Source organism: Anaerocolumna sp. AGMB13025 (assembly GCF_029689925.1).
Lineage (GTDB): Bacteria > Bacillota > Clostridia > Lachnospirales > Lachnospiraceae > Anaerocolumna.
In genome coordinates, this window is the sequence record NZ_CP121445.1 from 1,696,865 (window position 1) to 1,709,086 (window position 12,222).

10 protein-coding genes and 1 pseudogene are annotated in these 12,222 nt (G+C 39.6%); 8 read left to right on the top strand and 3 right to left on the bottom strand.

What is annotated here, in order from left to right; all coding sequences use genetic code 11:
* Window positions 1–80 precede the first annotated feature (80 nt).
* Window positions 81–962, bottom strand: coding sequence for a hypothetical protein (locus tag QA584_RS06965; protein ID WP_278273791.1), 882 nt, complete (start codon window positions 960–962; stop codon window positions 81–83).
* Window positions 963–1,205: 243 nt separating this feature from the next.
* Here QA584_RS06965 and QA584_RS06970 point away from each other — a divergent pair, with 243 nt between their 5' ends.
* The 3 genes and pseudogenes from QA584_RS06970 to rhuM form a co-directional block, all read left to right on the top strand.
* A complete protein-coding gene (locus QA584_RS06970; protein WP_278273792.1) occupies window positions 1,206–1,775 on the top strand; it encodes a TetR/AcrR family transcriptional regulator in 570 nt (189 codons plus the stop codon).
* Window positions 1,772–2,449: a flavodoxin family protein gene (locus tag QA584_RS06975; protein WP_278273793.1), complete on the top strand. Its 678-nt coding sequence runs from the start codon at window positions 1,772–1,774 to the stop codon at window positions 2,447–2,449. Before QA584_RS06970 ends, QA584_RS06975 begins: the two co-directional genes overlap by 4 nt.
* A 71-nt stretch (window positions 2,450–2,520) precedes the next feature.
* Window positions 2,521–2,610 (top strand): annotated as a pseudogene (rhuM, locus tag QA584_RS28690) (RhuM family protein); the annotation flags it as partial.
* A gap of 69 nt (window positions 2,611–2,679) precedes the next feature.
* On the opposite strand, the gene QA584_RS06985 reads toward rhuM, so the two are convergent.
* The gene (locus tag QA584_RS06985; protein WP_278273794.1) at window positions 2,680–3,315 is read right to left on the bottom strand and encodes a hypothetical protein; all 636 of its coding nucleotides are present in this window, start codon (window positions 3,313–3,315) and stop codon (window positions 2,680–2,682) included.
* Between the two features lie 110 nt (window positions 3,316–3,425).
* On the bottom strand, window positions 3,426–4,676 hold the full coding sequence (locus QA584_RS06990; protein ID WP_278273795.1) for an alpha/beta hydrolase family protein: 1,251 nt from the start codon (window positions 4,674–4,676) through the stop codon (window positions 3,426–3,428).
* A gap of 114 nt (window positions 4,677–4,790) precedes the next feature.
* On the opposite strand from QA584_RS06990, the gene QA584_RS06995 reads away from it, so the two are divergent.
* From QA584_RS06995 to QA584_RS07015, 5 genes are all read left to right on the top strand, one after another.
* On the top strand, window positions 4,791–5,441 hold the full coding sequence (locus QA584_RS06995; protein ID WP_278273796.1) for a TetR/AcrR family transcriptional regulator: 651 nt from the start codon (window positions 4,791–4,793) through the stop codon (window positions 5,439–5,441).
* A gap of 246 nt (window positions 5,442–5,687) precedes the next feature.
* Window positions 5,688–6,776, top strand: a complete 1,089-nt coding sequence (locus QA584_RS07000) for a radical SAM protein (RefSeq protein ID WP_278273797.1) — start codon at window positions 5,688–5,690, stop codon at window positions 6,774–6,776.
* Window positions 6,777–6,852: 76 nt separating this feature from the next.
* The gene (locus QA584_RS07005; protein ID WP_278273798.1) at window positions 6,853–7,215 is read left to right on the top strand and encodes an FtsX-like permease family protein; all 363 of its coding nucleotides are present in this window, start codon (window positions 6,853–6,855) and stop codon (window positions 7,213–7,215) included.
* 723 nt (window positions 7,216–7,938) lie between these two features.
* Window positions 7,939–9,015 (top strand): cohesin domain-containing protein, encoded by a 1,077-nt coding sequence (locus tag QA584_RS07010; RefSeq protein ID WP_278273799.1) that lies wholly within the window; start codon window positions 7,939–7,941, stop codon window positions 9,013–9,015.
* A gap of 416 nt (window positions 9,016–9,431) precedes the next feature.
* Entirely contained in the window at window positions 9,432–12,110 is a 2,679-nt protein-coding gene (locus QA584_RS07015; protein WP_278273800.1) for an endo-1,4-beta-xylanase, read from the top strand.
* Window positions 12,111–12,222 lie beyond the last annotated feature (112 nt).

Consider the following 12,222-nt stretch of genomic DNA (forward strand, 5'->3'; position numbering starts at 1 on the left):
TATTTCCCTATCAGAAATAATAAATATCAGGTTATCATTTCTGATAGGGATTGGTAACTATTATTGTGGTAAAATATCCATCAACCCCAAGCCGGTTGTTCTACAAATAAATTCTCCTGCGTTGATTTAATCCAGCCTTTCTTTCCCTTATTATTTACAATTCTAAAATAAGCTTTTCTTGAATTTGTTACATACAATGAATTAAAGGTAACCATCTCTCCCTTTTTTACAGTATAAGCCACCTTCTTTGAACTGACTGTAGCATATACAGAGAAACTTTTAGCTGCTTTATACTGATATTCCTTGGAGGACTTGTTAAAGGCATAGGTTTTCGCTGGAACGCGAGAAATCACATTATCCTTTAATTGAAATGGTACATAGCAGATATAGCAGCCAATTGCCTCAGAGAATATAGGAGTATCTATAATTAAATCAAACTTACCATCTCCGTCTAAGGCTCCCAAGGAATAACGAGTTGTAATAAAATTATTTGTTAATTCTTTGGGACTAAATTTTATCGCGTGATATTGATTATTTTCATCATACCTTGCAAAGAAGGAATAACTGATACAATCTGATTCCATGGTTCCATACCCGTATAAATCCAGATAATTATCGCTCTTATCCAAATCAACAAGCTGAAGGGTATAGGAAAAACCATGATCCTTTCTGGACATACACAGCTTATCATTAATATACAGCTTTAAAGTAACTGTAAATTTTTCATCATCTAAAGTTAGCTTATACTGTATTTTCTCCGGTTTACCGTCACTGTTTAAATCGTAATTATAGATCTTATCTTTTTCCAGGGTTGTAATTTCCTCCGATTCTTTTTCTGACTGCGCAGCAAAACAGGTTTTTGAACCCATTAACAGACTAACGATAAACATGGATAATAGCAGACCGACGGCTAACACAGGTAACCGTAAGGTGCCTATGTTAATATTTTCTTTATTTTTCATTCTACTTAACTCCTTTTCCTACATACTTTTTTTAAGGATTACTATGATATAAATACTTAAAAATTATAATACTCTTAAAATGTTTTTTCAAGTTAAAGACGATAACGAGTGGTCAACATGGTTGATCCAATAATGCCATTCTCTAAAAAATGTTATTATTGTAGGCTTGACAAAAGCGACACAAGTGTCTTATAATAAAAAACGACACTTGTGTCGCTAATTTACAGAAAAGGGGAATCTGCAATGTCAACCAAAAGTAATAATACGAAGAAAAATATCATTGACGCATCCATGCAATTATTTGCTAATAAAGGCTATCTTGCTATTACGATGAAAGATATTTGTGATCGCTGCGGTTTGAGTAGAGGAGGGTTATATCGTCATTACTCTTCTACGAAAGAGATATTTATAGCTATGCTTGATAGAGATATAGGTGATGATAGAAATGCTGTGAAGCAAGCAATTGATCAAAGAGTACCCGCTAAAGTAATATTTGAGCATTATTTAGCCCATGAGAAAAATGCCATTTTTAGTGACAATAAAGGGTTGTTTTTTGCTACACACGAATTTGCCTTCGTTGAGTCTGAACAACGTGCTTATTTTGATAAAAGGGTAGAGTTATCGGTTGACTTACTAAGTTCGCTATTCCGATATGGTCAAGAAACAGGTGAATTTAAAAACTTTGATATTACTAATGTAGCAACGCATATTATCTATTTTTTTGACGGATTGAAGACCTCTTCATCTGTTCTCACAATAACCGAAGAAATGGTAAATCAGCAGTTAAATATAATAAAGGAGATGCTTATATGAAAATTTCATCTTTTAACGGGAGTCCTAGAGGCAAAAATAGCAATACAAATGTGATTGTGGAAGCATTCTTGGCAGGTGCACGGGAAGCAGGTGCAGAAACAGAAAACATTTTTTTGATTGATAAAAATATTAAACATTGCACAGGGTGTTTTTCTTGCTGGTTCAAAACTCCAGGAAAATGTATCCACCAGGATGATATGAATGAACTACTAGAATTATATAAAAGTTCAGACATAGTATGTTTTGCTACCCCTGTTTATCTTTGGAATATGACAGCATGCCTTAAAAACTTCCTTGATAGATTAATTCCATTAAAAAGTCCAAACGTCGTGGAAAATGACGGAAATTTTGATATGAAAAATAGCTTATTAAAATTTCCGGATGTTGTGGTAATATCAAATTCTGGTTTTCCAGGAGAAAACAATTTTCATAACTTGCATGAAGTAATGAAATCGTCAAATCCTATACTGGAAATATATCGAAATAACGGAATGCTTCTTCGGATGAATAGGGCTGATCTACAGGCAAAAGTACAAGAATATCTCTCATTTGTTAAACAAGCCGGATTTCAAGTAGCGTCAAAAATTAAATTATCAGATGAAGTGTTATCTGGGCTAAATTTAGAGCTGTTAACTGTTGAAGAATATGTCAAAGTAATTTCGGGTGGCAAGTAACAAGTCTTATGCATGGTAAACAGTACTGACATCTATAGGCAATACCGAATTAATAGTCTACCCAATCATTCAAGGGCTTTGCAATGGATGATGAACGTCTGAAGGAACTTGGCGGAGGCGGATATTATAAGGAACTGCTTGAACGGATTCGGGATATCCGAGTATAGTGAAGTCTGTAAAGAAGAAAGCCCGACGTGCAAGCCGGGCTTTCTGTGTATTCTTTCAGATGTCTATTTATAGAAAGGTTTTCCTACAGGGATGCCTCTGCTTCCGCCACAGACCAGCAGACCGTTGAAACAACTGTAGAAACCGGTAATAACGACGGTAAGGCTCAGCCACTGGATGATTGAGTTCCAGCTACCACTCAGAATATTCAGGCTGACAAGTCCTGAAAGCGAAAGGAAGAAGGCTGCCGCCAGATAACAGATGGTGGTAACTTTATCCGCCGTTTTACGGTTGACCCATAAAACCGGAAAAATCGATAAGCCGCCTAAGATGTAAGGAAGTGCCGTCATCTGTTTGCTGATCGGCCAGCCCATAATATTTCCAAAGCCGATCATTGTATTGCAGAAACCCCCGACTCCGCCGAACAAGGTGGCGAAGATGAGAAAAATGTTGCCATTGACGGAATCACCTCGAATGAAAAACAGGATTGCACCAATCAGATAGGGAATAAAGCAGGCAATCTGCACCAAACCAACCGATAGCATCGTGGGACCGTTGAAAATACCAGCTTGAATTCCCCAAAACTCCATGGTAAGCATTGTGAAAATAAAGGTCAATGCTGGTCCGGGGTCCCCCGGGCGCTCTTGTTTTTCGGATGTCCCTGTTTCGGCCTTATTATGATTTAATTCTTTCAAAGCCATTTAAAATCCCCCTTAAGTATTTTTACCATATAAGCAATTGTTATAAGACGGCAGTCTCATGGAGACTGCCGTCTTGCAATCATTGTGATGTTCAACTTTTCTAGTAGGACCTATTTTTCTACCTGGTAGTCTAAAAGTTCATCCAACCAGTCGAACATCACCTGTTGGCTTTTTGCATAGTTGTTGACCTGACAATGCAGATCCGCGCCCTCCGCAACAGTCGTCATGATAATGTCTTTTATTTTGCTGGATACATGCTTATAAGCATATTCAGCCTGCTCGCGAAACTGCGTATTCTCGCTTTCAGAGTACATGGCCAGGAACGGTGCAGTGATTTTTTTACAGTCTGTTTCAAATAATTCCTCTGCAGCCGGTATCCAATCCAGAAGACTGTCAAATCCATTGTACCAGATTAAGGTTTTCAATGTATTTCGGCTGAAAAACGGCATCTTATTGAGGAGCGCGTTGGACGCTTCCTTGGTTACACCCTCAAAGACAGGTAGATTCTCATTCATGAATCTTACCATTTTCGGTGCCGAATAAATGGGTGAATTTGGAATGACTGCTGCAAAACGGTCGTCGATGGTCGCGTTGAACATTGTTTTCGCGCCACCATAACTTTCACCAGTCAAAATCAAACGGTCCGGATCGACATCCGGGCGGGCAATCAGCATGTCAACAGCAGCCCTATAGGCACCTGTTAATTCTTTTCTACCGAATGTTTTGTACGTTGCATCAGGTTCATAGAACCTTCCGCCCGTATCCAAGGGACCATCCCATAACAAGCAATTGTATCCACGATCAATGGCCGCCTGTCCATACATGAAGAAGTGATCCTCGGAATGTGAATCTCCGCCGTTGTGCATCGTAATCGTAGGCCTTTTCTTGCCGGTATTATCAGCCTTTAAAAAGCAACCCGGGAACTTATACCCGTTGTACTCGATGGTCACCCACTCGTGGGGGATGAGTTTAGCCTTTGCGTCCAGTCCCCTTCTAAAGCATGAGACGGACTTATGATAGACACGCTTAAAATCGTCCTCCTCAGGTAATATGGCCATAAAAGCAGACCGATAGTAGGTGAAGGCTCTCAGGAACGCGTCTCCGGCGCTGATTCGATGTCCTTTCTTCAAGCAGTTTTCAGCCAGGGCTTCAACCCTCTCTGCCTCTTTCACAAATTCTGTTTTCCAGCTCAACTCATTCTTGGTATCAATTCTGCGAGCAGTGTTAAATATCTCTCCGATTGAGGCACCATGATTCTCAAGGTTTGCTAGAAACAACTGAAAATCAAAATCCATGTCCTCATCATCAAAAAAAAGTTTGGTTTTTAAGCGTTGTGTTAATTTTAATTCTACCTGTGCCATGTAAAATAACCTCCTTTTGTAATTTACGGTACGTACCGTACCTTATTATATTATATGCTTGTAAAAATTGCAATACCAAAGTAAAATAATTTATAAAGGAGGAGGATATAGAATATGAAAGAAGAAAAAAGGGTACATCCCTCTGATTTAGAACAATCCGTCAATAAGAGCCAGAACAATCCAAATTCAAGACGCCGAGGCAAAAGCCTTGAAAATGATATCTTACAGGCAGTTTGGACTGAGCTTGCCGAGGTCGGCTATACTCATCTGACGATGGAAGGGGTCGCGGCTCGTGCAAAAACAAATAAACCATCGGTATACCGACGCTGGCCAAAAAAATCTGAACTCGTTATTGCGTCACTGCAAAAGCAATTGTCTGAGCGGGACGTTGTTATTCCGAATACAGGAAGTCTGCGAAACGATTTGCTGGATTTACTTTACAATTTAACAAAAACCATGAAAGGTATTGGAGCGGAAACCCTTCACGGACTTATGGCAGATCATTTTGGAATGGAATTGTCTACGTCTCTCCCGTTGAAAATAGGTGCAATATCTGATGAGAGTGATAGGATTATGATGACCATTCTTACAAATGCGGAGGCACGCGGTGAAGTAAATCTCAAAAAAATTAAAAATCGGATAATATCATTGCCAATGGATTTGATTCGGTATGAAGTTCTCACAACCCATGAGCCAATTTCTAACGAAAGAGTTATGGAAATCGTTGACGATATCTTTTTACCGTTGGTTCATAATTCCCTGTAGCAGGTGAGGTACCGATTCTGAAATTTCACCTTAAGATTGCTTACCAATGGACTAGGAAGGACAGTAATTGCAGCAATTTAAATAGTAATGCTAGTTATATTTCACTTGATACATTTAAAGGCGATGTTTTCCATACTGGTAGTAGAGATGACGAAACATTAAATAAAATGATGTGCACCAAATTAAAGCAGGAGAATTTTAAGACTTTTTCTGCTTTTGGCAATTGTAGAACAGGAGGAAAAGTAAATGGCACCGGAATTTAATTTGGAAAAGTATCTGACTGAAGGCGTTGAAAATATCGTGAAGGGTGCAATAAAGGCTACCTTATCCAATCCACAGGAGAGTATCTTTATGGCAAAATATGCATTTAGCAGTAAGGAAGCCTCAAAGAAAAGGGCACAGGCCGAGGAAAATGGAGAGCATATTCCTCCATTTTTAATTGCAAGTATTACAAGTAAATGTAACCTGCATTGTACAGGATGTTATGCCCGTACGAATCAGGCTTGTGTTGATTCGGCCCCGGTTTGCCAGCTGACGGATGAGGAATGGAAAAGGATATTTGTAGAATCCCGTGATCTTGGAATTGGATTTATTCTATTGGCAGGTGGAGAACCAATGATACGAAAGGATGTAATTACAGCAGCAGGTGAAATACCAGAAATACTATTCCCTATTTTTACAAATGGAACAATGATCAATGATCCTTATATAGTGTTACTGAAAAAATATCGCAATCTTGTTCCAATTCTCAGTATTGAAGGACGTGAGGAGAAGACAGATGAACGACGAGGGGAAGGAGTATATCAGAAGCTAACTTGTGCAATGGATTTAATGAAGAAGAATAAAGTGCTGTTTGGTGCATCGGTTACTGTGACAACTGCGAATTTGGAAGAAGTGACATCAGAAGAGTTTCTTCACCAACTTGAAGAGAAAGGCTGTAAAGTCGTATTTTATGTAGAATTTGTTCCTGTTACCAAAGAGGCAACAGAGCTGGCACCAGGAGATGAAGAACGAGAATATTTAAAAAACAGACTGAATGAGATCAGACAATCAAATGATAAGATGGTATTTATTTCATTCCCCGGAGATGAGAAGACATCTGGCGGATGCCTTGCTGCAGGAAGAGGATTCTTTCACATTAATTCTTATGGAGGAGCAGAGCCTTGTCCGTTTTCACCATATTCGGATAGTAATGTTAGAGATACATCAGTTAGAGAAGCATTGAATTCGAAACTATTCCAAAATTTACAGAGGAAAGATGTACTGATGGAAGAACATGTAGGCGGGTGTGTCCTATTTGAGCGAAGAGAGCAGGTAGAAGCACTGTTACATTAAGTGCTAAAGAATAATACAGACTTCAAGGGGGGCTTATAATACACCAAAAGCTGCCAATAGAAAAGAAACGGATATTATGTCCTTTATCAGCCTTCTATTTGTTGTTGCCATCTGTGTTCTGGTTTATTTTAAGGTTTTGTCTGACAGGGAAGCAGATAAAAAGAAAATATTTATTTTATCCACAATCGGAATAACATCTAAGCAAGTTAGGAAATATCTGTATGGAAAACTTAAAATGATTATGGCAGCACCTATCCTATTAGGTAGCCTTATAGCCATAGGATTTTGTCTTTCACTTAACATTGGAAACACTCTGGAATGGGAGATTCCGGTTTCATCTGTTCTCTATAATTCTTTAACGGTTGCTGCATTGTATTGGGGGGTTATATTACTCTATTATGCAGTATTGAAGATTCACTATCACAGATCACTAATATAAAAATGGTTCTCCAATGATAATCTGAGGACAATCCAAAATTGTACAAGTCACTTTGAGAGACTTTTTTATGAGACTGTTCATTTTCAAGCTAAAATGAGAATGGATGGTCTTTTTTTATATCTGTTTTAACGGTGAATTGTTTTTAAAGCTAGTATACAAGTAGAGATTTTATCAAGTATACATGCAAAATATCTGTATTTGCAGCAGACAGTCAAGCTATAAATTATTTATTTTAAACAGGAAATATAACAGGAAATATAACAAGTAAATAAATGACAACAAAGTAAAAATATGTATATAGTAATAAGATTATGCTCAGTTTATTATATAAATAAAGGAAGCTGATGCGTGGTCCTTTTTTTAGCAGTCATCTCAAATTTTGACGCATGTTCCGAGAAAATTTATGTTGGGCATCTTCGCTGCAGACAATTGGAAAAGTGAATATATTCATATGTAGACTCAACAGACTTACTACAAATAAAGCAAAATTAATGCGTTCAGCTTTGTAAAACGCCAACTTGTTTTATAAGAGAGGTAATGTAGGCTCCGATATTTACTTCTAAATAAATATAAACTTATCTGGATTGGTGCACAAATTTGGACAAATTATATTTTAAGAAGGCAAAGTAAAGGGGTTTTCTATACATTAAAACAATAAAATGATAAAAATAGGAGGTTACCATCATGCGTAAAAAGTCAATTGCTTTTTTAATAACGATGATCATGTTAATTTCGTTATGTATTCCACAGTCACGCCCTTTTGCAGCGGATACAGGCATCAAAGTCCAGCTTGTTAATGGTACAGCATCTGCAGCATCCAACACAATCGCTCCAAAGTTTAAAGTAATTAATACAGGTAGTTCCCCGATAGATCTCGCAAATTTGACATTAAGGTATTACTATACCGTAGATAGCGAGAAGGAGCAAAGTTTCTGGTGCGACAGCTCTGGTATGATGAGCGGTTCAAACTATGTTGATGTTACAAAGAATGTAACAGGTAAGTTTGTACATATGAGTACAACTGCGCAAGGTGCAGACAATTATCTTGAAGTAGGTTTCAGTAGCACTGCAGGAAACCTTGTTGCGGGATCCTCCTTAGATGTTCAAACCAGAATAACAAGGTCTGATTGGTCTAATTACGACCAGTCAAATGACTATTCTTTTAACTCTTCTGCTTCCAATTATGTAGATTGGGAAAAAGTTACTGCTTATATGAATGGGACTCTGGTATGGGGTACTGAACCCGAAGGTCAGACGCCAACTACAACACCAACAGTAACCCCTACACCAGCAGTAACCCCAACAGTAACGCCAACACCAACACCAACAGTAACACCAACAGTAACCCCTACGCTAACCCCAACACCAACACCATCAGATAAATTCGGTGTAACGATAGGAACAGTCAACGGTAATGCAGGAGATACAGTAACGGTACCTATCAGTTTTGCAAATGTTGCAAAGGTGAACAATGTAGTAACCTGTAACTTCTATGTAAATTATGATGCGAACTTGCTAGAGGCAACATCGGTAGCTGCAGGAAATATTATTACAAACGCAGGAGTTAATTTCTCCAGCTATATCAATAACGGAACCATCAGCTTCCTCTTCCTTGACGACACCGTCGGCAGTGAGCTGATTACCAAGGATGGAACCTTTGCTGTGGTTACATTTAAAATTAAAGGTACTTCAGGTTCGGCAGCCTCTTTGACAATGAAGACAGGTGGTGCTTTCGGTGATGGCAGCTTGAAGAAGATCACAGATATTGAGTTTACCAATGGAAGCGTAAAAATCAACTAATCAATAATGGGTGATATCCCTGTTGCCATGGACATAAGAATCTTGGCAGTAGGTGTTATCCGAAACAGAATATAGAAATGCGAGTGTAGATAACAGACTATGCCTTGATGAAAATGTATCTTCTTGAGTCAATTAAGGATCTTTCTGTACAAAATTACCTTATTCTCTTTAAAGATCAATAAGTGAATTTGCTCTATTATGCAAAAAAGTAGAAAAAGATGCGGTTAATTGTCGGTATTAATCGCATCTTTTGGACTATCTTATATTTGAATATTGAAAAAGTTGAATGCAGAAAAAGATAAATTGGTTCAAAGTGTACTTACTAAAAATGACGGAGGTTAAAATGGTAACATAACGATGAACTTAATTAAGATAGGTTTTCTGTTAAATAACTAAAAAAGAAAGGGGATATAAAAATGAAATTAATAACCTTAATGAAAGAAGTAAGCAGTAAATTGAAACGAACATGTTCCATTTTCGCTGTACTTCTTGCTGTATTTCTAGTAATACCAGTATGTCCAGTGGCGGCGGAAACGCTCCCAACTCTTCCGCCGTCAGGCTATGACCAAGTTAAGAGCAACATTCCGCACGGTCAGGTCAGCTATATTACTTATCAGTCCACGGCAACAAACAGCCAGCGGAGGGCGAGAATTTACCTGCCTCCGGGATATTCAACGAACAACAAATACAGCGTCATGTATTTATTGCATGGTATCGGCGGGAACGAAGACGAGTGGTACAACAACGGCGCACCGAATGTCATCCTTGACAATCTCATTGCTGCCGGAAGTATTCAACCCTTTGTCCTTGTATTACCAAATGGGAATGCGACGGGATCAGGAGTATCAGATGGTTGGGAAAATTTCACGAAAGATTTAATCAATTCTCTTGTACCCTATATCGAATCACACTATTCCGTTTATACTGACTCCCAACACCGGGCGATTGCCGGCCTTTCACAGGGCGGCGCCCAATCGCTGAATATCGGGTTGCCGAACGTGGATAAATTCCCCTATATCGGTGGCTTTTCCTCCTCGCCCATCACCAAACAGGTTAACCAGCTGTTTCCTGACGGCGGGACTAAGGTTAAGGCGAATGTAAAACTGCTGTTTCTCTCCTGCGGAACTGCAGATGGTCTTATATCCAATAACAATAGAGTAAGAGATTATTGTAAGTCCAATAATATTCCCTACACAGAATGGCTCCTCTCTGGTAAGGGCCATGATTGGACCGTGTGGAAGCCAAGCCTCTGGAATTTTGCCCAGATGGCGTGCGCAGCAGGATTTACGGGTCAGGCAACACCAACCTCAACGCCTACTCCAACGCCAACCTCTGGTCCGAGATCGGCCTTTACACAGATTGAAGCGGAAAGTTTCGAAAACCAGTCGGGAGTCCAAACCGAAACCTGTACCGAAGGCGGAGAGAATGTCGGATATATCGAGAATGGGGATTATGTAGTTTACAACAATATCGATTTCGGCAGCGGTGCGGCAAAGTTTCAGGCTAGAGTAGCCAGTGCCACCAACGGAGGGAATATTGAGATCAGGCTGGATAGCATTACCGGCACCTTGATCGGAACTTGTCCCGTTGCAGGAACCGGCGATTGGCAGACTTGGACCGATGTAATAAGCAGTGTCAGCGGGGCAAGCGGAAAACATAACCTTTATCTGAAATTTACAGGCGAAAGCGGATACCTATTCAACCTGAACTGGTTCAAATTTGCTGCAGGAAGTAATTCGGGAAACTTGGGTGATTTAAACTCCGATGGGACCATAGACTCATTAGATTTCATGTCGATGAAACAATACCTTTTGGGATCGGGATCCCTTAGTAATCCTGCATTGGCTGATTTAGATGCGAGTGGCAGCGTCGACGCCCTTGATTTATTGCTGCTCAAACAATATTTACTGGGTATTATAAATACGTTCCCTGGACAAAATGCAACGCCTACACCTACATCCACACCTACGCCTACATCTACACCTACTCCGACACCAACAACCCCTCCAGTTTCACCAACACCCACACCAAGCAGCGATTCCTTATTAACTTCAAATGGAAGACTATTCGGGAATTCGGGTGTTGCTGTAAACTCCAGCCAATTGAATAATGCGTCAACACTTGCGGCTATCAAAACCCAGTATAACAGCATTACCATGGAAAACGAGATGAAGCCGGAGGCGGTTCTCTCCTCCAATCTCATCTCTGTAGCCCAGGCGAAATCTAACGGATATTATATCCCTTCAAACTATACGGAGAGTACGGTACCTACATTTAATTTCAACACCATAGATTCCGTTATGAAAATTTGTGCTAATAATGGATTGAAACTTCGTGCCCATACGCTGGTATGGCATTCACAGACGCCGGATTGGTTCTTCAGGACCGGCTACAGTGGAAGCGGGGCCTATGTTAGCCAGTCAGTCATGGATGCCAGAATGGAAATGTATATAAAAACCTATATGAACCATGTACATAAGAACAGCTACGGAAGTGTCGTATATGCCTGGGATGTAGTAAATGAATACTTGCATGCAGGCTCCAACGGTGGTTGGGCAAAAATTTATGGTTCAAACTTAGGAACATCACCTTCCTACGTAAAGAAGGCATTCCAATTTGCCCGTGAATGCTTGGATTCCAATGGGTTAACCGGCAAAGTCAGCCTGTTTTATAACGATTACAATGAATATGAAGTAGCGGATAATATTGTTTCCATGATTAAATTCATCAATTCAGAGAAAAAGCTTTGTGATGGTGTTGGTATGCAATCTCACCTGGATACAGGCTATCCATCCATGTCCCTATACAAATCCGCTATGCAGAAATTCATGAATGCTGGATTAGAGATGCAGATTACGGAGCTTGATGTGACCAATACTTCGGATAGTGTACAGGCGAACTATGTTTACGATTTGATGTCTGCTATTATATCAGCGAAAAAAGCAGGTGCAAATATTACAGGTGTTACCTGGTGGGGTCTGTATGACAGCATATCCTGGCGTTCTTCACAAAAGCCTCTGCTCTTTAGTGCCTTGAATACTCCGAAAGCTTCTTATAATAAATCGCTGCAGGCGTTTAAAGATGCCGGATACTAAAAGGTATCATAGATTTTAGGCTCAATAGTGTCTATTGAGCCTGACACTAGAGGCAAAGTGCTCTTCTAAGAATGGAATGCACTTTACCTCTAGTGGTATATTCTCAAGGTAC

Excerpts from the sequence above, each read along its gene's own strand:
- QA584_RS06970 (WP_278273792.1), top strand. The coding sequence starts at position 1,206 with ATGTCAACCAAAAGTAATAATACGAAGAAAAATATCATTGACGCATCC.
- QA584_RS06975 (WP_278273793.1), top strand. The coding sequence starts at position 1,772 with ATGAAAATTTCATCTTTTAACGGGAGTCCTAGAGGCAAAAATAGCAAT.
- QA584_RS06965 (WP_278273791.1), bottom strand. The coding sequence starts at position 962 with ATGAAAAATAAAGAAAATATTAACATAGGCACCTTACGGTTACCTGTG.
- QA584_RS06985 (WP_278273794.1), bottom strand. The coding sequence starts at position 3,315 with ATGGCTTTGAAAGAATTAAATCATAATAAGGCCGAAACAGGGACATCC.
- QA584_RS07015 (WP_278273800.1), top strand. The coding sequence starts at position 9,432 with ATGAAATTAATAACCTTAATGAAAGAAGTAAGCAGTAAATTGAAACGA.
- QA584_RS06995 (WP_278273796.1), top strand. The coding sequence starts at position 4,791 with ATGAAAGAAGAAAAAAGGGTACATCCCTCTGATTTAGAACAATCCGTC.
- QA584_RS07005 (WP_278273798.1), top strand. The coding sequence starts at position 6,853 with ATGTCCTTTATCAGCCTTCTATTTGTTGTTGCCATCTGTGTTCTGGTT.
- QA584_RS07000 (WP_278273797.1), top strand. The coding sequence starts at position 5,688 with ATGGCACCGGAATTTAATTTGGAAAAGTATCTGACTGAAGGCGTTGAA.
- QA584_RS06990 (WP_278273795.1), bottom strand. The coding sequence starts at position 4,676 with ATGGCACAGGTAGAATTAAAATTAACACAACGCTTAAAAACCAAACTT.
- QA584_RS07010 (WP_278273799.1), top strand. The coding sequence starts at position 7,939 with ATGTTAATTTCGTTATGTATTCCACAGTCACGCCCTTTTGCAGCGGAT.